Source organism: Kitasatospora misakiensis (genome assembly GCF_042656005.1).
Classification (GTDB): domain Bacteria; phylum Actinomycetota; class Actinomycetes; order Streptomycetales; family Streptomycetaceae; genus Kitasatospora; species Kitasatospora misakiensis.
In genome coordinates this window covers 95,752-120,792 of sequence record NZ_JBHSOF010000004.1, presented here as the reverse complement: position 1 = coordinate 120,792, position 25,041 = coordinate 95,752, and the positions used below count along the sequence as shown (strand labels likewise).

Annotated in this window: 14 protein-coding genes; 2 read left to right on the top strand and 12 right to left on the bottom strand. The window is 76.1% G+C overall.

Going from position 1 to position 25,041, the window contains the following annotated elements; translation table 11 throughout:
• Positions 1–16: 16 nt before the first annotated feature.
• From ACFP3U_RS05595 to ACFP3U_RS05580, 4 genes are all read right to left on the bottom strand, one after another.
• Complete coding sequence (locus ACFP3U_RS05595) at positions 17–1,429, bottom strand: dipeptidase (protein WP_380224063.1); 1,413 nt, start codon at positions 1,427–1,429, stop codon at positions 17–19.
• Between the two features lie 168 nt (positions 1,430–1,597).
• A complete protein-coding gene (locus ACFP3U_RS05590; RefSeq protein WP_380224062.1) occupies positions 1,598–4,480 on the bottom strand; it encodes an FtsX-like permease family protein in 2,883 nt (960 codons plus the stop codon).
• Positions 4,477–5,247, bottom strand: a complete 771-nt coding sequence (locus tag ACFP3U_RS05585; RefSeq protein WP_380224061.1) for an ABC transporter ATP-binding protein — start codon at positions 5,245–5,247, stop codon at positions 4,477–4,479. The genes ACFP3U_RS05590 and ACFP3U_RS05585 overlap by 4 nt, the downstream gene beginning before the upstream one ends.
• Positions 5,248–5,414: 167 nt before the next feature.
• A complete protein-coding gene (locus ACFP3U_RS05580; RefSeq protein ID WP_380224060.1) occupies positions 5,415–6,062 on the bottom strand; it encodes a PadR family transcriptional regulator in 648 nt (215 codons plus the stop codon).
• Between the two features lie 111 nt (positions 6,063–6,173).
• On the opposite strand from ACFP3U_RS05580, the gene ACFP3U_RS05575 reads away from it, so the two are divergent.
• Positions 6,174–7,145, top strand: coding sequence for an endonuclease/exonuclease/phosphatase family protein (locus ACFP3U_RS05575; protein ID WP_380224059.1), 972 nt, complete (start codon positions 6,174–6,176; stop codon positions 7,143–7,145).
• Between the two features lie 15 nt (positions 7,146–7,160).
• On the opposite strand, the gene ACFP3U_RS05570 is transcribed toward ACFP3U_RS05575, so the two are convergent.
• From ACFP3U_RS05570 to ACFP3U_RS05555, 4 genes are all read right to left on the bottom strand, one after another.
• On the bottom strand, positions 7,161–8,444 hold the full coding sequence (locus ACFP3U_RS05570) for a PP2C family protein-serine/threonine phosphatase (protein ID WP_380224058.1): 1,284 nt from the start codon (positions 8,442–8,444) through the stop codon (positions 7,161–7,163).
• Positions 8,445–8,634: 190 nt separating this feature from the next.
• The gene (locus ACFP3U_RS05565; RefSeq protein WP_380224057.1) at positions 8,635–11,883 is read right to left on the bottom strand and encodes a UvrD-helicase domain-containing protein; all 3,249 of its coding nucleotides are present in this window, start codon (positions 11,881–11,883) and stop codon (positions 8,635–8,637) included.
• 79 nt (positions 11,884–11,962) lie between these two features.
• Entirely contained in the window at positions 11,963–15,481 is a 3,519-nt protein-coding gene (locus ACFP3U_RS05560; protein ID WP_380224056.1) for an ATP-dependent helicase, read from the bottom strand.
• A gap of 120 nt (positions 15,482–15,601) precedes the next feature.
• Positions 15,602–15,958 (bottom strand): MGMT family protein, encoded by a 357-nt coding sequence (locus tag ACFP3U_RS05555; protein WP_380224055.1) that lies wholly within the window; start codon positions 15,956–15,958, stop codon positions 15,602–15,604.
• A gap of 134 nt (positions 15,959–16,092) precedes the next feature.
• Here ACFP3U_RS05555 and ACFP3U_RS05550 point away from each other — a divergent pair, with 134 nt between their 5' ends.
• Positions 16,093–18,882 (top strand): flippase-like domain-containing protein, encoded by a 2,790-nt coding sequence (locus ACFP3U_RS05550; protein WP_380224054.1) that lies wholly within the window; start codon positions 16,093–16,095, stop codon positions 18,880–18,882.
• A gap of 79 nt (positions 18,883–18,961) precedes the next feature.
• Here ACFP3U_RS05550 and moeZ read toward each other — a convergent pair whose 3' ends face one another.
• The 4 genes from moeZ to ACFP3U_RS05530 all read right to left on the bottom strand — a co-directional run bounded on the left by moeZ (position 18,962) and on the right by ACFP3U_RS05530 (position 24,461).
• A complete protein-coding gene (moeZ, locus tag ACFP3U_RS05545; RefSeq protein WP_380224053.1) occupies positions 18,962–20,140 on the bottom strand; it encodes an adenylyltransferase/sulfurtransferase MoeZ in 1,179 nt (392 codons plus the stop codon).
• 285 nt (positions 20,141–20,425) lie between these two features.
• Complete coding sequence (locus ACFP3U_RS05540; RefSeq protein ID WP_380224052.1) at positions 20,426–21,427, bottom strand: NAD-dependent epimerase/dehydratase family protein; 1,002 nt, start codon at positions 21,425–21,427, stop codon at positions 20,426–20,428.
• Between the two features lie 113 nt (positions 21,428–21,540).
• A complete protein-coding gene (locus ACFP3U_RS05535; RefSeq protein WP_380224051.1) occupies positions 21,541–22,677 on the bottom strand; it encodes a hypothetical protein in 1,137 nt (378 codons plus the stop codon).
• On the bottom strand, positions 22,677–24,461 hold the full coding sequence (locus ACFP3U_RS05530) for a DUF3492 domain-containing protein (protein WP_380224050.1): 1,785 nt from the start codon (positions 24,459–24,461) through the stop codon (positions 22,677–22,679). The genes ACFP3U_RS05535 and ACFP3U_RS05530 overlap by 1 nt, the downstream gene beginning before the upstream one ends.
• Positions 24,462–25,041 lie beyond the last annotated feature (580 nt).

Here is a 25,041-nt window from a genome sequence, read left to right as displayed (position 1 = left end):
CCCGGGTGCCGCCGATTCACGCTCGCTCGCCGCCCGGCCGCCAGTTCTCGGCCAGGTCGGCCCAGAGGTAGGCGGCCGTCTCGACGCCCTTGGCCAGCAGGTCCAGCTCGACCTTCTCGTCGACCGAGTGCCAGCCGTCCGAGGGCACCGAGATGCCGAGGAACAGCACCGGCGCGCCGAGCACGTCCTGGAGGTCGGCGGCCGGGCCGGACCCGCCCTCCCGGGTGAAGAGGATCCGCTGCTCGAAGGCGCGGCCCATCGCCCGGACGGTGGACTGCAGCGCCGGGTGGTCGAGCGGGGTCAGGCAGGGCCGGGTCGCGCCGGGGAAGACCAGCTCGTGGCGGATGCCGTCGGGCACCCGCTCGGCCACCCAGGAGCGAACGGCCTCCCGGACCTTCTCGACCTCCTGCCCGGCGACCAGCCGGAAGGACAGCTTCAGGTGCGCCGAGGCGGGCACGATGGTCTTGCCGCCGGGGCCGGTGTAGCCGCCCCAGATGCCGTTGACCTCGGCGGTCGGGCGGGCCCAGATCCGCTCCAGGGTGGAGTAGCCGGCCTCGCCGCGGGTGCCGTACGACTTGGCGACCTTCAGCCAGGCGGCCTCGTCGAAGGGCAGCTCGGCGAAGAGCTCGCGCTCGCGGTCGGTCAGCTCGATCACGCCGTCGTAGAAGCCGGGGACCGCGACCCGGTGGTCGGCATCGTGCAGGCCTGCGGCCAGCTCGGCGACGACGGCGGCCGGGTTGGGCACGGCGCCGCCGAAGGAGCCGGAGTGGATGTCGGTGTCCGGCCCGTACAGGTCGATCTGGGCGTCGGCGAGGCCGCGCATGCCGGTGCAGACGGTCGGCGTGGTCTCGGACCACATGCCGGTGTCCGAGATGATCACGACGTCGGCGGCCAGCCGGTCGGCCTCGCGGCGCACCAGGTCGGCGAAGTGCGGGGAGCCGGACTCCTCCTCGCCCTCGACGAGCAGCTTGAGGTTGACGGCCGGCGCGGTGCGGCCGGTGGCGGCCAGGTGGGCCCGGACCCCGAGGGTGTGGAAGAAGACCTGGCCCTTGTCGTCGGCGGCGCCCCGCGCGTACAGCCGGTTGCCGACCACGGTCGGCTCGAACGGGTCGGTCGCCCAGCCGTCCTCCCGGGCGGCGGGCTGCACGTCGTGGTGCCCGTAGACGAGCACGGTCGGCGCGGACGGGTCCCCGGAAGGCCACTCGGCGAAGACCGCCGGCAGGCCGTCCGTCTCCCACACCTCGGCCACCGGGAAGCCGGTGTCGCGCAGCTTGGCGGCCAGCCACTCGGCGGAGCGCCGGACGTCCGCGGCCCGGCCGGGGTCCGCGGACACCGAGGGGATGCGGAGCCAGTCGGCGAGGTCCGCGAGGAAGCCTGCCTGGTGCTGGTCGATGAAGGAGCGGACGACGCTGTCCGGGGTTCTCGTCATACGGACGACTTTAGTTCGCCCGGATGCCCCGAAGCGGCCCCGGTCCCGAAGGGTGGGCACTCCGGGGCCTGTAACGTCCGTCACCCCCGGCCGCGCGCGGGAGGCGGCGGCCGGGGGTGACGGGTCTGCGGAGCGGAACCACGGGGCCCGGGGACCGGCCCCGGCGGCTCAGCCGGAGCGGCGCAGCAGCGAGATCCGCGAGCGGGTGAGCAGCGCGGCCAGCGCCACCGCGAGCAGCGGCAGCAGGATCACCGTGGCCCCGATGTTGAGCCAGGGGAACACCACGACGCCCTTGGCCGACACCTCCTGGAGGCTCATCCCCGGGTAGACCTGCCCGGAGGCCTCGACCTTGCGCAGGGCGACGGCGGGCACGATGCCGGCCGCGGCTCCGAGCAGGGCGCCCATGGCGGCGATGACGCCGCACTGGAAGCCGGAGAGGGTGCGCCGGATCCGGGGCGCGGCGCCGACCGCCGCGAGGGTGGTGAGGTCGCGCTGGGAGTCGGCGGCGGCCAGGCCGGTGGCGATGCCGGCGGCGCCGAGGGCGACGAGGCCGGCGAACACGGTGAGGCCGAGGCTGATGAGGTCGCCCGAGGAGCGGAAGCCGCGCTCGACGTCGAACTCGGTGCTGTCGGCCAGCTTGGCGAGGGCGGCCCTGGCCTTCTGCTCGGCGCCGTCGGAGGGGGCGCTGTCGGGCAGCCAGACGGAGCCGGCCTCGGTGGTGGTGAGGCCGAGCCGGCGCACGGCGTCGGCGCCGATCACGGCGTTCGCGCCGGGCTTGAGCGGGGAGGCGACGTACACGGCGTCCAGGGTGACGGTGTGCGAGGCGGGCTCGAAGTCCTCGGTCATCGGCTGGTCGGGGTAGGGCTCGGTGAGCTCGAAGGAGACCTTGCCGTCCTTGACGTACCGCTCGTCGAGGACGACGGCCTTGCCGGCGGCGATCGCCGCCCCGGCGGCGGGGTCGGTGATGCCGTAGAGGTTGCGCAGCAGGGTGGCGTCGCCGGACTGGATGCTGCCGAAGCTGCTGCCGCGGCTGATGTACGACTCCCGGCAGCGCGGGTCGTCGCGGCGCAGCCGCTCGATCTCCTCCTGGGGGAGGGTCTGGCGCTGCTTGCGGTCCCAGATCGGGCACTGGCGTTCCGGGGGCAGGGCGAGGGAGGCGTGGCCGCACTGGTTGGCGCCGGTCATGCAGTCGCCCTGGTAGTTGACGCGCTGGATGTCGGCGCGGGGGCCGAGGGCGGGGACGGAGTTCTGCACGGCGCCGCGCAGCTGGGGCAGCATCGCGCCGTCGGAGGCGGCGCCCCAGCCGTTGGCCAGGATGACGGCGTTGGCGGGGCCGGCGGCGACGTATTCGCGGCGCTGCTGTTCGACGGTGCTGGCGACGTAGACGCCGACGGCGACGCTGCCGGCGACGGCGGCCATGACGGCGGCGACGGCGGGGGCGGTGCGGCCGCGGTGGCGCACGGAGTCGCGCAGGGCGAGCCGGGGGCCGAGCGGCAGCCAGCGGCCGATCCGGCCGAACAGGCCGACCAGGTAGGGGGTGAGCGCGACCATGCCGAGTTCGGCGATCGCGGAGCCGCCGAGGACGGCGAGGGAGCGGCTGCCGAAGCCGCCGGTGGCGCCGAGCAGGGCGAGGGCGGAACCGCCGCCGAGCATGAGCAGGCCGAGCAGGGCGAGCTTGCGGCTGGGCGGCTTGAGGGTGTCGCGGCCGGTGAGCGCGGCGACGACGTCCTGCCGGGAGGCCTGGACGGCGGGCACGACGGCGGCGAGCAGGCCGGTGACGAGGCCGACGAGGAGGATGCCGAGCAGGTCGACCGGCTGGACGTCGAGGTGGCCGAAGCGGCTGCCGGCGTAGTCCTCGGCCTGGGTGCGCAGCAGGGCGACGAGGCCGAGGCCGGCGACGAGGCCGACGAACGCGCCGGTGAGGCCGAGGACGACGCCGCCGCCGAGGACGACGGCGCGCACGTGGGCCTGTTCTCCGCCGCCGGCGGCGAGCAGGCCGAGCTGGCGGCGGGAGCGGCGGGCGCCGACGGCGAAGGCGGGGCCGGCGAGGAGGACGATCTCCAGCAGGGCCATGCCGACGACGGTGCCGAGGATGACGACGGAGGTGCGGTCGAAGAACGGGGTGCTGCCGCCGCCCTGGCCGGCCCGGTAGGCGTTCAGCGGCACGTCGGAGCGGGCCGGCGGGTCGAGGAACACCGCGCGGGAGGCGACGGTGAAGCCGTACTTGTTGAACTCCATCACCTTGGGCCAGTCGACGGCGCCGCCGGCGGGGAGTTTGACGAGCCAGTGGCTGACGGCCTCGTCGGCGGAGCGGCCGCGGCCGCCGGTGTCGGCGCCGGGCAGCTTGGCGAGCTTGTCGAGGAGGGTGCCGGGGCGGGCGAACAGGACGGTGGCGCGCAGCTCGCCGGGGTGTTCGGCGACGCCGGTGATGGTGTAGGGGGTGGCTTCGAGGCCGCGGGGCGCGGTGCGGTCGCCGATCTTCAGCCCGGAGCTGTCGAGGAAGTCCTGGGTGGCGGCGACCTCGTGGTCGGCGGCGGGGGCGCGGCCCTTGACGATGTTGTAGCGGCCGTTCCAGACCGGGTCGGCGAGGTCGGCCTCGGTGACGCGGACGTTGGTGAGGCCCTCGGCGGTGCTGGTGACGACGTAGGGGCCTTCGCGGAGCGGGACGAGGACGGCGCCGGGCAGGAGTCCGCGCGCGATCTCCACGGGGTCGGTGTCGAGGCTGCGCCGCTGCTCGGGGGTGTAGGCGGGCTGCCCGTTCTCCTTCTTGGTCTCCTCGGCCTGGGTGAGGTGGAAGTCGTCCGCGGGGTCGGGTGCCTGGAGGACGACGCCGCCGCGTTCGAGGAAGCGGAGTTCGGCGGCGGACTTGCCCATGACGCGGACGGCCTTCTCCGCGGGGTCGAGTTCGGCGCTGCGGAAGACGACGTCGGCGCCGGCGACACCGAGGACGGGCAGGGCGACCATGGCGACGACGAGGGCGCTGCGGCCCTTGGCGCGCAGGGCGTCGCGGCGGGCGATGCGCAGGGCGACCCGCCAGGAGCTGAGCTTCACTCCCCCACCGGGCCCTTCGCGTTGGTGGCGGCGGCGACGAGGAGGCTGCCGGCGTCCTGGCTGGCGCTCTCGTCGACCATGCGGCCGTCGCGCAGGAAGACGACGCGGTCGGCCCAGGCGGCGTGCCGGGCTTCGTGGGTGACCATCATGGCGGCGGCGCCGGCGTCGCAGCGGGCGCGCAGGACGGCGAGGACGGATTCGCCGGTGGTGGAGTCGAGGGCGCCGGTGGGTTCGTCGGCGAGGACGAGGCGGCGGTCGCCGATGAGGGCGCGGGCGATGGCGACGCGCTGCTGCTGGCCGCCGGACATGTCGTCGGGGAAGCGGTCGGCGAGTTCGGGGATGCCGAGTTCCTCAAGGGCGGTGAGGGCCTCGCGGCGGGCGGCGCGGGCGGACAGGCCGTCGAGTTCGCGGGGCAGCGAGATGTTCTCGGCGGCGGTGAGGGCCGGTATCAGGTTGTAGTCCTGGAAGACGTAGCCGACGGAGCGGCGGCGGACCTCGGCGAGCTTCTTGCGGTTCAGACCGCCGAGAGCGACGCCCTCGACCAGGACCTGGCCGGTGCTGGGGGTGTCGAGTCCGCCGGCGAGGGTGAGCAGGGTGGACTTGCCGGAGCCGGACGGGCCCATGACGGCGACGAACTCGCCGGGGTGGACCTTGAGGTCGACGCCGCGCAGCGCCTGGACCTCGGCGGCGCCCTGTCCGTGGACGCGGGTGATGTTGTCCAGGTGCAGGACGGCGGTGCCGCTCCTGGCCGGATCGGTGTGGGACACGATTCCCCCTGCTGTGGTGGGGCCCGTCGCGCGGTGGCGTCGGTCGGGCCGGTGGTTCGGTTCGACCGGCGGTGCGGTCGAGGGTTCGGTCGGTCGTGCGGTCGGTGCGGGCCTCAGGTCTCGGTGCGGCGTGAGGCCTTGGTGCGGCGTCAGGCCCTGGCGGAGCGTCAGGCCTTGCTGCGGCGGCGGCCGAAGCGGGCGGGCGCGGGCGCCGGTGCGCCGTCCGGCCCGGCGGCCCGGGCTTCGGCGGCGCGGGCCTGTTCGACCTCGGCGTGCTGGGCGAGCCGGGTCTCGCAGTGGTCGAGCCAGCGGACCTCGGCCTCGGTCTGGAAGATCAGCTGTTCGAGGACGAGCAGCCAGGCGAGGTCGGCGCCGGGCTGCTCGGGCCCGCCGGGGCGGCTCTCGCCGGCGAGGGCGCGGGCCTTGAGCCGGGTGTAGTCCTGGAGCGCCTTGATGCTGTGCCGGCGCTGGCCCTGGACGACGGCGGGCACGTCGACGCCGGGGACGGTGACGGCCATCGCGAGCTTGATGGCGAGTTCGTCGCGGGGCGGGTTGGTGCGCGGCACCGGGGTGTCGAACCAGGCGCGCAGTTCGGCGCGGCCGGCGTCGGTGGCCGCGTAGAACTGGTGGCCCTCCTCGTCCTCCCCGGCGGGGACGACCAGTCCGTCGCGCTCCAGACGGGCGAGGGTGGTGTAGACCTGGCCGACGTTCAGCGGCCAGGTGGCGCCGGTGCGCGCCTCGAACTCGGATCTCAGCTGGTAGCCGTAGCGCGGCCCCTGGTCGAGCAGGGCGAGCAGGCCGTGGCGGATGGACATACCGAGTATGTATACCGGGTATGCCCGACGGGTCAAGCCGACGCCCGGAGGGGCGGCCCGGAATCGGGGGCCGCGCGGGCCGGTCACCGGCGACCGGTAACGTCGTACCGCGTGAGCCAGTTGCGCATCGCCACGTTCAATCTGCTGCACGGTCGACCCCTGGCGCCCGACGGCGCCCCGCGGCCCTTCCCGCCCGACCCCGCCGGACCGCTCGCGGCGGCGGTGGCCGCGCTGGACGCCGACGTGCTGGCGCTCCAGGAGGTGGACCGCCACCAGGCCCGCTCCGGCGGCACCGACCAGACCGCCGTCGCCGCCGCCGCGATGGGCGCCACCGACTGGCGGTTCGCCGCCGCCCTGCACGGCCGCCCCGCGCCGGTGGCCGGCTGGCTGCCGGAGCCCGCGGCGCCCCCCGGGATCCGGGTGTACGGGCCGGCCGACGCCGGACCGGGCGCGCCGCCCGCGTACGGCACGGCCCTGCTGACCCGGCTGCCGGTGCGGCACTGGCGGGCCCGCCGGTTCGCGCCGGCGCCGTTCGGGCTGCCGCTGCGGGTGGCCGGGCGGCGCGGGCTGACGCCGGTGCCGGACGAGCCGCGCGCGGCGCTGGCGGCGGTGCTGCAGGGCGAGCGCGGCCCGTTCACGGTGGTGGCCGCGCACCTGTCCTTCGTGCCGGGCTGGAACATGGCGCAGCTGGCGGCGATCCGCCGCTGGATCGCCGACCTGCCGCAGCCGTACCTGGTGCTGGGGGACTTCAACCTGGTGGGCGCGGTGCCGCGGACGGTGCTGGGCGGGGCGAGCGCGCTGGAGCGGTCGGCGCCGCGGGCGCGGGTGCGGGAGCTGCGGGCGGCCCGGCGGGCCCGGCCGGCGCTGGTGGAGCCGCGCCGGCGGCGGGTGCGGGAGCCGCGGGCGCGGCTCCAGGGCTGGTACGACCTGGCCCGCACGCCCACCTATCCGTCGCACCGGCCGGCCGTGCAGTTCGACCACGTGCTGGCGGTGGGGGTGCCGCGGTCCGCGGTGGGTCCGGCGTCGGCGCCGCGGACGGGGGTGTCGGACCACCGCCCGCTGGTGGTCCGGGTGTCGCTGTAGATCCGGCCGGCCCGCTCACTGCCGGGAGAGGTGCCCGTTCTGCTGCGGGACGTGCGGAACGGCCGGGGTGCGCGGGGCCGGCGGGGCGGGCGGCCCGCCGGGGTCGGCCGGGGCCTGCACGGCCGCGGCGGTGGCGGTGGTGTCGGGCCGGTCGGCGACCGGCGGCGGGTCGTACTGGAGGAGCAGCATGGCGGCGTCGTCGCCGAGTTGGCGCCCGACGTGCCGCACCACGTCCTCGTGCAGGCGGCGCAGCACGTCGACGGGCCCGCCGCCGTCGACGTGGCGCGGGAACCGTTCGGCGAGCGGGTAGAAGGCGCCGGCCCGGTCGCGGGCCTCGATGACGCCGTCGGTGAAGAGCAGCACCCGGTCGCCGGGGCACAGCGGGACGCGGTGGACCGGGGGGCGGACGTCGGCGGGGTCGAGGACGCCGAGCGGGGGCACCGTCTCGGCGAGTTCGAGCGGGCGGACGGCCTCGCCGTCGCGCAGCAGCAGCGGGGCGGGGTGGCCGCAGTTGACGATCTCGGCGGTGCCGTCGGGGCGGACGCCGATGAGGACGAGGGTGACGAACTCCTCGTCGACGCCGGGGTGGTCGTTCTCGTGCAGGGCGCGGTCGAGGCTGTCGGCGAGCCAGCCGGCGACCTTGTCGAGGGCGGCCTCCTGGTGGGCGGCCTCGCGGAAGGCGCCGAGCACGGCGGCGGCGGTCTCGACGGCGCCGAGGCCCTTGCCGCGCACGTCGCCGACCACGGCCCGGACGCCGTGCCGGGTGTTGACCACCTCGTAGAGGTCGCCGCCGATCCGGGCGTGGGCGGCGGCGGCCGCGTAGTGGACGGCGGCCCGGACGGTGCCGACGCGGTCGGGGACGGGGCGCAGCAGGACGCGGCGGGCGATGGCGGCGACGAGCTGGGCGTCGGCGAGGAGGCGCTCCTGGCGCAGCCTCAGGGTGGCGCTGACCCAGCCGATGGCGGCGACGAGGACGATGGCGAAGACGGTGGCGCTGTGCACGGACTCGCTGAGGACGTCGTTGTACACGGCCATGGCGAAGGCGGCGGCCTCGGTGCAGGCGCCGATGGCGAGCGGGTACCAGGTGCGGCGGCTGACCACGGCGGCCAGCGCGGGGACGGCGGTGAGCGCCGGTTCGACGGTCACGGCGGCGTCGGTGAAGTAGTCGAGGACGACGACCAGCGCCATGCCGATGAACGGCAGCGACAGCGCCGTCCTCGGCCAGGTGCCGGTCGCGCCGGGTGCGGTTCCCGGGGTCGGCCCGGCGAACCGTTCTCTGATCCATCCGGTCGCGCTCAACTTCGGTTCTCCAGCAGAAGACGCGGGTGCCCGTGGGCACCTGCGGTGATGACTGAGGGTTGGGGACTGCGGGCCTCGCTGGCGGCCGGAGCACGGGGGTTGACCGGTTACCGACCCCACGATAGGCGCGAAACGTGCATTACGCACAGGTTTCGCCCGTTGCCGTGATGACTTGAATGCTCTCCGTGACTCATTCTTCACTGTTCCCGATCAGGAGCCGTTCCAACTCTTTTCGGTCGGGAAGTCCTGCCGGTTGTTCGACCCGGCCACTCCGGACGTACAGGAACGAGGCCGTGACCTGCTCCAGGGGGACGCCGGCCTGTTCGGCCCAGGCCAGCCGGTAGACGGCGAGTTGGAGCGGGTCGGCGGTCTCCTCGCGGTGGGTCTTCCAGTCCACCACTTCGTAGCGTGACGCGCCGCCGGATTCCGACCCGTCGTCACCGTCACGGTAGACCGCGTCGATCCGGCCGCGCACCACCCGGCCCGCCAGCACCAGGTGGAACGGCGCTTCGACCCGCAGCGGGGCGCGGTCCGCGTACGGGGTGCGCAGGAAGGCCTCCTTGAGGCGTTCGAGGTCCTGCTCGTCCTCGATGCCGTCGTCGTCGGCGCCGGGCAGCGCGCCCGGGCCGATCAGCATCAGCGGTTCGATCCGGGACTGCACCCAGGCGTGGAAGCGGGTGCCGCGCCGGGCGGCGGGCTGCGGCGGGCGGGGCATCGGGCGGGCGAGGTCGTGCGCGAAGCCGTCCGGGTCGGCGGCCAGCCGCAGCAGCTGGGTGGCGGAGAGCGAGGCGGGCAGCGGCACCTCCCGCACCCGGCTGCGGGAGCGTTCCAACTCGCCGAGCAGCGCGGTGAGGTCGCGGTCCCAGGACTCCACCAGCCGGCGGTCCTCGGGGGCCATCGGCCCGGGGTCGGGGGCGGGCTGGCCGGCCAGGCGCCGGTGCACGACCTCGGCGACCCGGCGGCGGGCGTGCTGGGCGGCCGGGTCGAGCGGTAGCGGCCAGGGGCGTTCGGCGGGCGCGGCGAGCGCCGGGTTCTCCGCGCCCTCGGCGGGCGGTTCGGCCCAGACGTCGATCTCGCCGTTGCCCGGCCGTTCGGCGTGCTCGCGCAGCTGCTCCAGGAAGTCGGAGGGGCCGCGCGGGGTCTTCTGGCTGGGCCCCCACCAGTGGCCGGAGGCGAGCAGCAGGGCGCGGGGGCGGGTGAAGGCGACGTAGCCGAGGCGCAGTTCCTCGGTGGCGGAGTGCTCGGCGAGGGAGGTCCTGAACTCCTTCACGGCCTTGGCCGTCCAGCCGCCCCGGACATCGGGCAGGGTGGCGGCGTCGCCGCGCAGGGCGTGCGGCAGGACGCGCTTGGCGCTGGTCCAGCGCTCGCGCGGGGAGGTGCTCGGGAAGGCGCCCTTGACCAGGCCGGGGACGGCGACGACGTCCCACTCCAGGCCCTTGGACTTGTGCGCGGTGAGGACCTTGACGGTGTCCTCGCCGCCGGGCAGGCCGGCGTCCAGGCCGCGGTCGTGCTCCTGGGCGGCGCGCAGGAAGCCGAGGAAGGCGGCCAGGCCGGGGTCGCCGTCGAGGTCGGCGAAGGAGGCGGCGACGTCGAGGAAGGCGTGCAGGGTCTCCCGGCGGCGGGCGGCGAGCGCCTGCGGGGAGGCGGCGAGCTCGACCTCCAGGCCGGTGACGGCGAGGACCCGGTGCAGCACGTCCATCAGCGGCTCGGCGAGCGAGCGGCGCAGGTCGCGCAGTTCGCGGGCGAGCCGGGCGAAGCGGAGCCGGGCCTCGGCGGAGAACGCCGGGCCGTCGGGGTCCTCGGGCGCGTCGTTGTCGAGGAAGCTCTCCAGGGCGTCGGCGAGCGAGACGACCTCGGTGGGGTCGGTCTCGGCGACGGCGGCGGCCAGCGGCTCCACGCCCTCGGGCCGCGCGGTGCGGACGAGTTCGGCGGCCCGCCGGCCGAGCAGGGCGAGGTCGCGCGGGCCGATCCGCCAGCGCGGGCCGATCAGCAGCCGGACCAGCGCGGCGTTGGCGGTCGGGTCCTGGAGCACCTCGCAGACCGCGACCAGGTCGGCGACCTCGGGCAGGTGGAGCAGCCCGCCGAGGCCGACCACCTCGACCGGCACCTCGCGGGCGACCAGCGCGGCGTGCACGTCGGGGAAGGCCGCGCCGCCCCGGCACAGCACGGCGATCCGGCCGGGGGCGGTGCCGGTGCGCACCAGGTGGTCGATCTCGTCGGCGAGCCAGTCGATCTCCTCGGCGTGGGTGGGCAGCAGCGCGGCCCGCACCCGGCCGTCGAGTTCGGCGCCGGGGGCGGGGCGCAGCGCCTCGACGCCCTCGTGCATGGCGCGCAGCGGCGCGGCGAGCCCGTTGGCGAAGGTCAGCAGCCGGCCGCCGCTGCGGCGGTTCTCGCTGAGCGCGTACCGGTCGGCGGGGGTGCCGTCGGCGTCGGGGAAGTGCCGGGGGAAGTCGTCGAGGTTGGCGACGGAGGCGCCGCGCCAGCCGTAGATGGCCTGGCAGGGGTCGCCGACGGCGGTGACGGGGTGGCCGGGGGCGGGGCCGCCGGGGCCGGCGCCGAACAGGCCGGCCAGCATCAGCCGCTGGGCGACGGAGGTGTCCTGGTACTCGTCGAGCAGGACGACCCGGTACTGGTCGCGCAGCAGGGCGCCGACCTCGGGGCGCTGCTGGGCGAGGCGGGCGGCGGCGGCGATCTGGTCGCCGAAGTCCATCAGGCCGGCGGCGTTCTTGCGGCGCCGGTAGTCCTCGACCAGGCGGAGCAGTTCCAGGCGGGCGCGGGCGGTGGCGGGCACGGCCCGCAGGTCCTCGTTGGTGAGCCGGACGCCGGCCAGGGCGTCGAGCAGGTCCTCGTCGTGGGCGCGCAGCCGCCCGGGTTCGACGAGGTGCTCGGCGAGTTCGCCGTCGAGGGCGGTGAGGTCGGCGACCAGGGCGGCGAAGGTGCCGGTGAGGGCGGGGAACGGGCCCCGGGCGGTGCGCAGCACCTTGGCGGCGAGCTGGAAGCGGGTGGCGTCGGCGAGCAGCCGCACGTCGGGCTCGATGCCGATGCGCAGGCCGTGCTCCTTGAGGAGGCGGCCGGCGAAGGCGTGGTACGTGGAGATCTCGGGTTCGCCGAGGGCCTCGCCGTCGGGCTCGGCGGCCCGGCCGTCCTCCTCCGGGGGCTGTCCCACGCCGGCGAGCCGCAGGGCGGCGCGGACGCGCTCGGCGAGTTCGCCGGCGGCCTTGTTGGTGAAGGTGAGGCCGAGGACCTGTTCGGGGCGGACGGCGCCGGAGCCGACCAGCCAGACGACCCGGGCGGCCATCACGGTGGTCTTGCCGGAGCCGGCGCCGGCGACGATGACGGCGGGCCGCAGGGGGGCGCCGACGGCGGCCATCTGCTCCCGGTTGAAGGGGATGCCCAGCAGCTCCTTGAGCTGGTCGGGATGGCTGAGCACGGCGGTCACCACGCAACGGTAACGGGGGGCACCGACAGGCCGGGCGCCGCTGTGGCGACGGCCACGTGTTGCGTCGGCTACTCCGGGCCTACTCGACGACCTGGGCGCCTTCGCGCTGGGCGGAGCAGCTGCGGCGGAAGGCGCAGCGGTCGCAGCCGCCGCCGGTCCGCGGGACGAAGCGTTCGGCGAGGATCCGCCCGGCGGCGTCGGCGAGCAGGTTCTCGATCCACGGCCCGCCCTCGGGCGGGTCCTGCCGCTGCACCTTGGGCGCGTCGGGCACGGCCTTGTCGGGCTTGCGCAGCTGGACGAGTTCGGCGCCGCCGGACTCCGCCGCGGCGGAGTCGAAGCCGGGCAGCCCGTTGAGCGCGCCGGAGCGGACGGCGAGCTGGTAGACGGCGAGTTGCTTGTGCTCGGGCAGGGACTTGTCGGTGGGCGTCTGCTTGCCGGTCTTGAAGTCGACGACGTAGGCGCGGCCGGCCTCGTCCTTCTCGACGCGGTCCATCGAGCCGCGGATGCGCACCTGGACGCCGCCGGCGTCGAGGGTGACGTCGAAGCCGTGCTCGGTGGCGACGACGTCGCGGCCGCGGGCCATGACGTGCCAGGTGAGGAAGCGTTCCAGGGCGTCCCGGGCCTCGTTCTTCTCCTGCTGGGACTTCCACGGCGCGTCGAAGGCGAGCGCGTCCCACACGGTGTCCAGGCGCTCCATGAGGACGGCGAGGTCGGCGGGGGTGCGGCCGGAGCCGACCTCGTCGGCGAGGGCGTGCACGACGTTGCCGAAGCCCTGGGCGGCGGAGGAGGTGCCGCGGGCCTTGACCTCCTTGTCGAGGAACCACTGGAGCGAGCAGTCCTCCAGCTGTTCCAGGCCGCTGCCGGACAGCCGCACCGGCAGGTCGGCGTCGCGCAGCGGGCCGGGGGCGGCGGTGGGGTCGTCCAGGCCCCACCAGGCCTCGGGGCGGGCGGCGGGGACGAGCGGGCGGCCCTCGTCGTCGGTGGCGAGGGCGAGGGTGGCGAGCCGTTCGGCGGCGGCGCGGCGCAGTTCGGGCGAGCGGGCGGGGTCGACGGTGACCGCGCGCAGCTCGGCGACCAGCGCGTGCACGGCGAGCGGGCGGCGCGGGCGGTGGGCGACGTCCTCGACGGTGACCGGCGGGGTGCGGCGCAGCACCCGGCCGGTCCGGGGGTCGACGTCCTCGCGGTAGAGCTCGCGCAGGAAGCGGGACGGCTGGTCGCCGTCGTCGGCGGGGGCCTTGACGGCGGTGACGACCAGGCGGTCCTTGGCCCGGGTGGCGGCGACGTAGAAGAGCCGGCGCTCCTCGGCGAGCAGGGCGGCCGGGGTGAGCGGTTCGGCGAGGCCGTCGCGGCCGATCCGGTCGGCCTCCAGGAGGGAGCCGCGGCGGCGCAGGTCGGGCCAGAGGCCGTCCTGGACGCCGGCGACCACGACGAGCCGCCACTCCAGGCCCTTGGCGCGGTGGGCGGTCATCAGCCGGACGGCCTCGGGGCGCACGGCGCGCACGGTGAGGGTGTCGGCGGCGATGTCCTGGGCCTCCAGCTCGGCGAGCAGGTCGAGGGCGCCGCGGTGGCCGGTGACCTGCTCCTCGGCGCGGGCGGCGGTCTCGAAGAGGGCGCAGACGGCGTCGAGGTCGCGGTCGGCGTTGCGGCCGGCGGCGCCGCCGCGCAGGGCGGCGCGCTCCAGGCGTTCGCGCCAGCGGCGGGAGCCCTCCCACAGCTGCCAGAGGGCGTCCTCGGCGGTGCAGCCGCCGGCGAGCGCCTCGCGGACCTTGCGGAGCAGGGTGCCGAGGTCGTGGGCGCGGCGGGCGTAGGGGGCGTCGAGGACGACGAGGCGCTCCGGTTCGGCGAGGGCCTCGCGGATCAGGTCGCCGGCCGGGCGGGGCACGGCGGCGGGGGCGGGAGCGGCCCCGGCTTCGGCTTCGGCGGCGCGGGCCCGTTCGGCGGCGTCGGCGCGCAGCGCGGCGCGCTCCTCCTCGCGCAGGGTGCGGCCGAGGCGGCGCAGGTCGGCGCCGTCGAGGCCGCCGAGCGGACCGGTGAGCAGGGCGTGGGCGAGCTCGGTGGTGAGCGGGTCGGGCGCGCCCGGGGCGCCGCCGTCCGGGCCGTCAGCGCCGTCAGGGCCGTCGTCCGCACCGTCGCGGACGTCCCGGCGGTCGCGGACGGCCTGCTCGGCGCAGACCCGCAGGGCGAGCAGCAGCTGCGCGACGGCCGGCTCCTCGCGCAGCGGCAGGTCGTCGCCGTCGATCTCCAGCGGCACGCCGGCCGCGCCGAGCGCCCGCTGCACCCCGGGGATGGACCGGGCGCCGGCCCGGACCAGTACGGCCATCTCGCCCCACGGCACGCCGTCCTCCAGGTGGGCGCGGCGCAGCAGGTCGGCTATCGAGTCCAGCTCGGCGCCGGGCGTGGGGTAGGTGCGGACCTCGACCCGGCCGCCCTCGCGGGCGGGCAGCGGGGCGCGGTGCTGGGCGAGCTTGTCGCTGGGCAGCCGGCCCATCGGCATCCGGCGGGTGAGTTCGCGGGCGGCGGCGAGCAGCACGGCGCCGGAGCGTCGGGACACCCGCAGCACCTTGACCTCGGCGGGGCGGCCGTCGGCCTGCCGGAAGGTCTGCGGGAACTCCAGGATGCCGTTGATGTCGGCGCCGCGGAACGCGTAGATGGACTGGTCGGGGTCGCCGACCGCGACCAGCTCGCGCCCGCCGCCGGCCAGCCGGCGCAGCAGCCGGACCTGGGCCGGGTCGGTGTCCTGGTACTCGTCGACGAAGACGGCGTCGTAGCGCTCGCGCAGGCTCCGTTCGACTTCGGGGCGTTCGGCGAGCAGGACGGCGCGGTGCACGAGCTCGGCGTAGTCGAGGACGCCGCGCAGGTCCAGGACGTCGAGGTAGTCGGCGAGGAAGTGGGCGGCGGCGGCCCAGTCGGGGCGCTGGACGCCCTCGGCGAAGCGGGCCAGCTCGGTCTCGCCGAGGCCGAGCTCGCGGCTGCGGGCGAGGACGGCGCGGACCTCGTCGGCGAAGCCCCGGGTGGTGAGGCAGGCGCGCAGGTCGAGCGGCCAGGCGATCCGGGAGCGGCCGCGCCGGGCGTCCTCGGCGCCGCCGGCGAGCAGTTCGCGGACCATGACGTCCTGCTCGGGGCCGGAGAGCAGGCGCAGCGGCTCGGCGTAGTCGGCCGGGTCCTGGTGGGCGCGGAGCAGGGCGTAGCAGAAGGAGTGGAAGGTGGTGGCCTGCGGGGCGGCGGCGCGGGCGCCGGCGGCGGTGGCGGAGAGCCGGCCGGCCATCCGGTCGCGCAGCTCCATGGCGGCCTTGCGGCTGAAGGTGAGGACGAGGATCCGCTCGGGGTCGGTGCCGTTCTCGATCCGCCGGGCGACGGCCTCGACGAGCGTGGTGGTCTTGCCCGTTCCCGGCCCGGCGAGCACCAGCAGCGGGCCGCCGGCGTGCTCGACCACGGCGCGCTGGTACGCGTCGAGTTCGGGCGGGACGGGCGGCGCGAGGGGGCTGCGCACCAGACGGTAGGGGGAGCTCACGGACGTCCTGGGGGTCGTGCTCGGGCAACTGCGGGCGGGCCCCACCGAGGGGCCCGCCGTATCGAGCCTACGATCCTGCCCCGTCATTCCCGTCCGCGCACGGGAATCCGTCCGATCCGCGCCCGGTCGGGGGGCGGTCTCCGGAATCCGTGCCGGGGCCGCCGGAATCCGGGATGCCGGCCCCGTGGGACCGAGGCCGGTGAGGCGCTACTCCGCCGCGGGGCCGCCGTCCCAGCGGGCGCGCCGCAGGTCGACCCGGGGCGGGTCGGCGAGCTCGCGCAGCGGGGTGCCCTCGTCGCCGTAGTGGGCGAGGGCGCGGTGCTCGTGGCCGGGCAGCAGCCGGCCGTCGGCGCGGACCACCCGCCACCAGGGCACGGCGCCGCCGTACAGGGCCATCACCCGGCCGACCTGCCGAGGGCCGCCCTGGCCGAGGTACTCGGCGACGTCTCCGTAGGTCATCACCCGGCCGGGTGGAATCCGCTCGGTCAGGTCGAGCACCAGTTCGGCGAAGGGCGGCAGCTCGCCGTGGTCGGCCTCGTCGGGGGCGTCCGTCACCTGCGGCATTCTTCCGCATCGGGCCGGGCGGTGGGGCCCGTGCGAACGATCCGCCGCGCCCGATCCGGCCCCTGTCCAGCGCGGGGCGCCGCGGCATGCCACCATCTTCGGGGCGGTGAGTGGTGATACGAGGACAAGACCAGATGACCGGGACGGCTGACGTGGGTGTGGACGAGGGCTCCGACGAGTCCTCCGACAGCATGCCCGCAGGTCGCGGCGGAGAGCCCGACGCCGCGCCGTCACCGGAAGTCTCCCTGATCAAGGACCGGACGATCAAGAGCCCCAAGCCGGCCGGCCCCGCGGCCGGGGCCCCCGCCGTCGTACCCGTCCAGCCGTCCGTCCCGGAGCCCGCCACCGAGCCCGTCCCGGAGCCCGCCGCGGCCTCCGGGGCCGGCGGGTCGGACGCCCCCGACCCGGACGCCGCCGACCCGGGCCCCGGGCACGACCCGCTGGACGACGCCCCGCACCTGGACGTCGACGAGCCGCTGCTCGCCGCCCGCGCGCACCGCCCCTCCGACCTCATCCGCTTCCTGGCCGGCGTCTTCGGCATCGTCGCGGTGTTCGTCCTCGCCGGGGTGGCGACCTCGACCACCACCGGCATCGAGATCGACATCGCCGAGAACGCGCCGCGCTTCTCCCCGGTGCTGTCCACCATCACCGGCCTGGTCTCCAACGTCGCCGTACTGGCCGTGCCGCTCGCCTTCGCGGTCGAGCGGCTGATCAAACGCGACGGACTCCGGGTCGCCGACGGCGTGCTCGCCTCGGTGCTGGCCTACGGCGTCTCGCTGGGCATCGACTGGTGGGTCGCCGAGGGCGCCTCCGACCACATCAGGGACGCGCTGACCCGCTTCCCGCTGGACTCCGTCGGCACCCTCACCGACCCGGTGCACGGCTACCTCGCCCCCGTGATCGCCTACATGACGGCGGTCGGCATGTCGAGCAGACCCCGCTGGCGGGTCGCCCTGTGGGTGGTGGTCGTCTTCAGCGGCATCACCGAGCTGCTCGGCGGCTACACCACCCCGCTGTCGCTGCTGCTCACCGTGCTGATCGGCTGGTCCGTCGCCTACGGCACCCTCTACGCGATCGGCTCGCCGAACATCCGGCCCACCGGCCAGCACCTGATGATCGGCCTGCGCAAGGTCGGCTTCACCCCCGCCAGCGCCCACCGCGCCCCCGACGCCCCCGGCGGCACCCGCCGCTACCTGGTCACCCAGCAGAGCGGCCCGCCGCTGGACGTCCACATCGTCGACCGCGAGCAGCAGGCCTCCGGCTTCTTCTACCGGGCCTGGCGCCGGCTGCGGCTGCGCTCGGTGGCCGTCCGGCGCAGCCCCCAGTCGCTGCGCCAGGCGCTGGAGCAGGAGGCGCTGATCGCGTACGCGGCCGCCGCCTCCGGCGCCCGGGCCCCGCAGCTGGTCGCCACCTCCGAGCTCGGCCCGGACGCCGCGATCCTGGTCTACGAGAACGTCGAGGGCCGCACCCTGGACGACCTCGCCGACGAGGAGGTCACCGACCAGGTGATGGCCTCGCTGTGGGAGTCGGTCGCCGCCCTGCACGAGCGCCGGATCGCCCACCGCCGGCTCACCGGCGAGTCGCTGCTGGTCGTCGACGAGAAGACCGCCTGCCTGGTCAACCTCTCCGGCGGCGACATCGCGGCCACCGACCTCACCCTGCGGATCGACGTCGCCCAGTTGCTCACCACCTTCGCCCTGCGGATCGGCCCGGAGCGGACGGTCACCACCGCCAACGCCGTGCTCGGCGCCGAGCGGGTCGCCCAGGCGCTGCCGCTGCTCCAGCCGGTCGGCATGAGCCGCTCCACCCGCGTCGACCTGAAGAAGCTCAGCAAGGAGCGGAAGACCGCCGCCCAGGCCAAGGCCCTGGAGCAGGTCGCGGCCGGCGAGCGCACCCAGCAGCAGGCCGAGGAGGACATCGCGGTCGCCGGCGAGGACCTGCTCAGCCGGATCCGCGCCCAGATCCTGCAGATCGCCCCCGAGGCGCCGATGGAGCCGGCCCGGCTGGAGCGGCTCAAGCCGAAGAGCCTGATCATGGTGATCGCGCTCACCTTCGCCGCCTACCTCACGCTGACCACGGTCAAGCCGGCCCAGCTCAAGCTCTCCCAGATGGACTGGGCCTGGGCGGCGGTGGCGCTCGCCGCGGCGGGCTTCTCCTACGTGGCCGCGGCGATGAGCCTGACCGGCTTCGTCCCGGAGAAGCTGCCGTTCCGCCGGACCGTGGCCGCCCAGATCGCCGGGTCCTTCGTGAAGCTGGTCGCGCCGGCCGCGATCGGCGGCATCGCGCTGAACACCCGCTACCTGCAGAAGGCCGGCATCCGCTCCGGCCAGGCGGTCGCCTCGGTCGGCGCCTCCCAGCTGGCCGGCCTGGCCGGTCACCTGCTGCTGCTGTTCAGCTTCGGCCTCATCACCGGCAGCCAGACCAACGGCGACCTCTCCGCCTCCCGCGCGGTGATCATCGGCGTGCTGAGCGCGGCGGTGCTGGCCCTGGTGGTCGCGGCGGTCGCCCCGCTGCGGCGGTTCGTGCTGAACCGGCTGCGCTCGCTGTTCTTCGGCGTGGTGCCCCGGATGCTCGACCTCATGCAGACGCCCAGCAAGCTGGTCACCGGCTTCGGCGGCATCCTGCTGCTGACCCTGTCGTTCACCGCCTGCCTGGACGCCTCGGTGCGGGCCTTCGGCGGCTCGATCTCCTTCTCGGCGGTCGCCGTGGTCTTCCTGACCGCCAACGCGGCCGGCTCCGCCATCCCCACCCCGGGCGGCATCGGCCCGGTCGAGGTGGCGCTGATCGGCGCGCTCACCGTCGCCGACGTGCCGGCCGCCGTCGCCACCCCGGCGGTCTTCCTCTACCGGGCGCTCACCTTCTGGCTGCCGGTGCTGCCCGGCTGGATCTCCTACAACGTGCTCCAGCGCAAGCGCGCGCTCTGAGCGGAGCCACGACCGGCCCGGAACGCCGAAAGGGCCCGCCGGAGCGGGCCCTTTCGCGCTGACCGGTCGTCCGCGGTGATCAGTACACCGGCTTGTGCGGCTCGATCTGGTTCACCCAGCCGAGCACGCCGCCGCCCAGGTGGACGGCGTTGGCGAAGCCGGCCGCCTTCACCACGGCCAGCACCTCGGCCGAGCGGACGCCCGACTTGCAGTGCAGCACGATCTTCTTGTCCTGCGGCAGCTGCTCCAGCGCGTTGCCCATCAGGAACTCGTTCTTCGGGATCAGCACCGCGCCGGGGATGCTGACGATCTCGTACTCGCCGGGCTCGCGGACGTCGATGAGGAAGATGTCCTCCTCGTCGTCCTGCCACTGCTTGAGCTGCTTCGAGGTGATCGTCGAACCGGCGGCCGCGGCCTGCGCCTCCTCCGACACGACGCCGCAGAAGGCCTCGTAGTCGATGAGCTCGGTGACGGTCGGGTTCTCGCCGCAGAGCGCGCAGTTCGGGTCCTTGCGGACCTTCACCTGGCGGTAGTTCATCTCCAGGGCGTCGTAGATCATCAGCCGGCCGACCAGCGGGTCGCCGACCCCGGCCAGCAGCTTGATCGCCTCGGTGACCTGGATCGAGCCGATCGACGCGCACAGCACGCCCAGCACGCCGCCCTCGGCGCAGGACGGGACCATGCCCGGCGGCGGCGCCTCCGGGTAGAGGCAGCGGTAGCAGGGGCCGTGCTCGGCCCAGAACACGCTCGCCTGGCCGTCGAAGCGGTAGATCGAGCCCCACACGTACGGCTTGCCGAGCAGCACCGCGGCGTCGTTCACCAGGTACCGGGTGGCGAAGTTGTCGGTGCCGTCCACGATCAGGTCGTAGCCGGCGAAGATCTCCATGACGTTGGTGTTGTCGAGGCGCTCGTCGTGGAGGATCACGTTGACGTAGGGGTTGATCTCCTTGACCGAGTCCCGCGCCGACTCGCCCTTCGAGCGGCCCACGTCCGACTGGCCGTGGATGATCTGCCGCTGCAGGTTCGACTCGTCGACCACGTCGAACTCGACGATCCCCAGCGTCCCGACGCCGGCCGCGGCGAGGTACATCAGCGCGGGCGAGCCCAGGCCGCCGGCGCCGACACACAGCACCTTGGCGTTCTTCAGCCGCTTCTGCCCGGCCATGCCCACGTCGGGGATGATCAGGTGGCGGGAGTACCTGCGGACCTCGTCAACGGTGAGCTCGTCGGCCGGCTCGACCAGGGGTGGCAGCGACACGGGGACTCCGATGGTCGTCGGTTCGGGTGGCCAGGGCCAGCTCCAGGGGCATGTTGCTCCGCCACCTCGGTGGCTCTGCTACGCCAACAGTGTCACGCCGCTCCGGTATTCCGAGACAGCCCGTCCGATGGGCGAGACGGGCCGCATCGGATGATGGGACCGCGCGACGGGCCCCGGAGCGGTCCGCGCAAACCGCTCCGGGGCCCGTCCCAAACCCCTCCGAGGCCTGGCCGGAACCGGTTCCCCGACCCTCCCGGACCAGGGCCCGTCCACCGCCGCGCCGGGTCAGACCCGGCAGGCCGTCTCCAGCCAGACGTCCCCCAGCGACTCCTCCAGCGGCACCTGCGTCCGCCAGCCGAGACGGTCCCGGGCGGTCCGCACGTCCGCCTGCCGCCACGGCACCGGCTCGCCCGCCGCCGGCCGCCCCTCGCCCGGCCGGGGCTCCGCCGGACGGTGGCCGGGCAGGTGGTGCGCGGGCACGTGGCCGGGTACGTGCTCGACCGGCCCGCCGGCCTGCGCGGGCAGCACGACCTGCCGGTTCTCCTCGACCACGGCCCCCTCGAAGCCGGACGCCCGGACCAGCAGCTGGGCCGCCTCCCGGGCCCGGACGGCGTGCCCGCTGCCGATGTTGATCACACCGGTCGCGGCCGACACCGCGGCCGCCTGGATCGCCCGCGCGACGTCCCGCACATCCACGAAATCCCGGTATCCGGACAGGTCCGGCATCCGCACCTGGGACTCCTCGCGCTCCAGCGCCCGCCGCAGCCCCTCGGCCAGCCGGCCGAACAGCGAGGCGGTCGGCGCCCCCGGCCCGACCACGTCGAACACCCGCAGCACCGCGGCGTCCAGCCCCGAGGCCAGCACCAGCTCCGTCCCGGCCAGCTTGGACACCCCGTACGGGCCCACCGGCCGCGGCTCGGCGCTCTCCGACACCGGCACCCCGCCCGGCACCGGCCCGTACTCGGCCGCCGAACCGACGTGCACCAGCCGGGCCGGCTCCCGGCTGCGCCGGATCCCCTCGCAGACCGTCGCCACGGCGAGCGTGTTGGCCCGGATCAGCGTGCGCGAGCTGCCGTAGGTGGCGCCCGCGCAGTTGATCACCACCTGCGGCGCGACCGCGTCCAGGAACCGGGCCAGCGCGCCCGGACTGCCGGTGGTCAGGTCGAAGCGGATGTCGGCGGAGTCACGCCGGCCGAGCACCGTCACCTGCAACTCCGGATCCATGAGCAGGCGGTCGGTGACCCGACGGCCGATGAAGCCGTCGGCGCCCAGCAGCAGCACCCTCATCGGGGGCGTCCTTCCACGAAGCCAGACCGGGCACGGTCTGGCGGGTTCGAGTGAACAACGGGAAATCGAGGGGACCGGACGGCCCGGACGGCGGTCGCCGCGCGGGTGCCCGGTCAGCGGTGCGCATCGGGGCGGCCCAGCACCGGCCACGCGTACAGCAGCAGGGCCAGCGCCACCGCGCCGCCGCCGAGCAGCCCGCCGGCCGGGGCGGGCAGCAGCGCCGTCCCCGCCGCGCCGGCCAGCGCGCGCAGCGCGGCCGCTCCGGGCCGTCCGCAGCGCGCCAGCAGCACGGGCAGCACCAGCAGCAGACCGAGCACCCCCTGCGCCGCCCACTGGGCGGGCTCGGCGCGCTCGGCCGCCAGGTGCAGCAGGCCGCCGCCGTGCGCCGGGCCGGGCCTCGGCGCGAGCGCGGTCAGCACGGCGAGCGCCGCGAAGCTCAGTACGGCCAGCACCGCCAGGTGCAGCGCCAGCGCCACCGGGAGCACCGGCCGCATCCGGGAACGGAACTCGGCCAGCGTCGCCGCCGCCCCCAGGTGCCCCCGGCCGATCTGCCGGTACCACCGGGCCGCCCACTCCGCGGACCCGGCGGACAGCGCCGCCGCCAGCACCAGCGCGGCCGTCACCCGCCGCTCGCCCGGCCCGTCGGCCGCCACGGCCAGCGGCACCAGCAGCAGCGCGGCCACCCCGGCCCCCCGCCCGGCCGGCGCCCACCGGTGGCGGCCCGCCACGGGCCGACCGGTCCGCTCCCGCACGGGCCCGGCCGGTCCCAGCTCCGCCTCCGGCCCCTCCTCGGGACCGGGCCCGGCCCAGGGCGCCTCCGCCGCGCCGCCCGTCCGGTCCGCACCGGCGGCCGCCGGGACGAGGGCGAGCGGAACGGCCGCCGCGAGCAGCACCGGACGGCTGCCGCCGAGGGCGGCCGCCGCCGCGCACGGGAGCACGGCCAGCCCCGCCGTCCGCAGGGCCGCCGCGCACCGCCGCTGCCAGCCCTCGGCGGGCCCGGCCGGCTCGGTCGAGGGCGGTCGGCGCGGCACCCGGGCGTACAGCTCCTCGGCGAGCGAGAACAGGTCTGCGTGCCGGCACCGGGCGGCGGCGGCCGGGCCGAGACCGGCCTCGGCCAGCCCGGCGGCGATCTCCAGCGGGTCCACGGCCCGCTCGCAGAGCACCCGGTGCTCGGCCATCACCTCCCGGACCGGGTCCCCGGACCCGTCCGCGAGCCCGACGGCCGGCGCGGCCCCGCCGCCGCCCGCCATCAGACCGCCTCCGCGAGGGTCCCGGCCGGATCGGGCACCGCACCGGCCCCCGCACCGCCCACCGGTCCCCGTCCGCGCGCCAGTGGCAGCACCGCGCCGTCAGGCCCCACGGCCTCGCCCCCGTCCGCGTCGTCGGTGACGGGCCCGGCGGACTGACGGACGCCCGGGGCACCGTCCTCCAGGAGGCCCGCGGCCGCGTGCGCCGGGCCGCCGTCGGGCTCCGGGGCGGTGTGCCGGCGGTCGGTGATCCAGTACTCGGCGGGCCGGGCGAACGGCCGGGGCCGCGGGCCGGCGCCGGCGTCCGGGGCGACGGCCGGGAAGGCCGGCCAGTGCGAGACCAGCTCCAGGTAGATCTCCCGGAAGGCGCCGATCACCGGCTCGACGGCGAAGCGTTCCTGCGCCCGCAGGCGGCCCGCCAGTCCGAGCCGGGCCCGGCGCTCCGCGTCGCGCAGCAGGGCCAGGCAGGCCCCGGCCAGCGCCTGCGGATCGCGCGGCGGGACGAGCAGCCCGGTCGGGCCGACCACCTCGCGGGCCACCCCGACATCCGTGGCGACCACGGCGCGACCGCTCAGCATCGCGTCGGCCAGCAGCCGGGGCCGGCGCTGGGAGAGCGCGGAGAAGACCACGACGGTGCCGTCCGCCCAGGCGTCGGCGGCCGACCGGGGCCGGCCGGCGAACTCGACCGCCCCGGCCACCCCTAGCCGCTCGGCGACGGCCGCGCAGTGCGCCAGGTAGCCGGGGACGGCCTCCTCACCGTGGACGACCAGGCGCGCGTCGGGCAGCTCGGCGCGGACCCGGGCGAAGGCGTGCAGGGCGAGTTCCGGGTCCCGGCCCGGTTCCAGGGCGCCGGCCCAGACCAGCGTGGGCGCGGCCGGCTCGGGGCCGGCGGCGGGCCGCTCGACCGCCGGGGTGCCCTCGTACACCACCCGGGTGCGCACCGGGTCGGCCCCGCAGCGGCGCTGCCACTGCTCGTCGTGGGCGCTGCCGGGGGTCAGTATCGCGGCCTGCCGGTAGGTCTCCTCGGTGAGCGCCCGGAAGAAGGCGAGCAGCAGCGCCCGCACCGGCCAGCGGTAGGGGGCCTCGCGGTAGCCGAGGTACTGCTCGCGCAGGTGCAGCCCGTGCTCGGTGACCACGAACGGCACGCCGTGCAGCTGCTTGGCGACCAGCGCGGGCAGCGCGGCCGGGCCGCCGCCGACGACGTGGCAGAGGTCGGCGGCGCCGAGGCCGCCGGGCTCGGTGCCGTACCAGGGGGCGGAGAGCGGCCGCAGGCACTGTTCGAGCAGGTCGGCGGCGACCAGGACGTCGCAGACCAGGGGCAGGCCCGCGGAGGTGTCGGCGCCGGGCGAGCGCCAGACCCGTTCCAGGACGCGCCGGGCCCGGTCGGAGACCAGGAAGGCGGACAGGGCGCCGTCGGCGCGGGCGAGTTCGGCGAGCCGGTACAGGCCGGGGCCGAACTCGGCGCGCTCGCCGGGGCGCAGCAGGGCCCGGACCAGCCGGTCGTAGGCGGCGGCGTACTGGCGTCCGCGCAGGGCGCCGGGCGCGCGGCCGGCCGGGCGGCGGCCCCGGAGGGTGAGTTCGTGGATCCCGGGCCGGGCGCCGTCGGGACCGGCGCCCGGCGCGGACGCCCCGGCCGTCCCGTCCGTCCCCGCTGTCCCGTCCGTCCCCGCGAGGACGTACCACGCGAAGTCGTGCTCGCGCAGGCCGTCCACCAGGCGGTCGCACCAGCCGCCGGCGCCACGCGAAGCGTGCGGGCGCACACCTTCGGTGAGCAGTGCAACGCGCACGGGAGACCTCCAGGACAGAACGGGATCGGCGGATGGCTGGGCGGGCTGAGCGGGCGGTGCCGGCCGCGCGGGCCGGCCGGCGCCCGGCCGCCTCCGTGCGACGCGTGCGGCGCGTCCGACGTGGGGGCGACCCGGGCGGAGGGGGAAGCCCGCCGCGGACACGGCGGCCCGGACCGGTGGCCACCACCGGCCGCCGGCGGCCCTCGCGCGGCCGCCCTCCGGGTTCTCCGGCGGCCGCGGCTCCCCCACACCTGTTCGGTCCGACAGCAGAAAGGTAGGACCGGCCCGGGGAAATCCATCGGTCACATGCCTGGTTGCCACCTGAACGAGTGAACCGGAGTGACCTCTTCCCGATCATGGCGTTAGCGGCGGCCGATCGCGGGGTATCGGTCGCGCCCCGCCGCGGGCGGAGCCGTCCCCGCCGCGGCCCGTGGACGGCCCGGTCCGGAAGGTCCCGTCTCATTCCCCGGACACCGGCACTGCCGACGGCCCTGGTGAGCGCCGTATTGTGGGCACCTGACAAGGGGGACCATCGCATTTCTCGCACTTGGCAAGCGCGAACACGGTTACCCGAAAGTAG

What these genes read in the sequence shown, in the direction of transcription:
- ACFP3U_RS05560 (WP_380224056.1), bottom strand. Translation starts at nt 15,481, where the DNA reads ATGACGGGGCAGGATCGTAGGCTCGATACGGCGGGCCCCTCGGTGGGG.
- ACFP3U_RS05540 (WP_380224052.1), bottom strand. Translation starts at nt 21,427, where the DNA reads ATGAGGGTGCTGCTGCTGGGCGCCGACGGCTTCATCGGCCGTCGGGTC.
- ACFP3U_RS05580 (WP_380224060.1), bottom strand. Translation starts at nt 6,062, where the DNA reads ATGTCCATCCGCCACGGCCTGCTCGCCCTGCTCGACCAGGGGCCGCGC.
- ACFP3U_RS05535 (WP_380224051.1), bottom strand. Translation starts at nt 22,677, where the DNA reads ATGGCGGGCGGCGGCGGGGCCGCGCCGGCCGTCGGGCTCGCGGACGGG.
- ACFP3U_RS05595 (WP_380224063.1), bottom strand. Translation starts at nt 1,429, where the DNA reads ATGACGAGAACCCCGGACAGCGTCGTCCGCTCCTTCATCGACCAGCAC.
- ACFP3U_RS05550 (WP_380224054.1), top strand. Translation starts at nt 16,093, where the DNA reads ATGACCGGGACGGCTGACGTGGGTGTGGACGAGGGCTCCGACGAGTCC.
- ACFP3U_RS05555 (WP_380224055.1), bottom strand. Translation starts at nt 15,958, where the DNA reads ATGCCGCAGGTGACGGACGCCCCCGACGAGGCCGACCACGGCGAGCTG.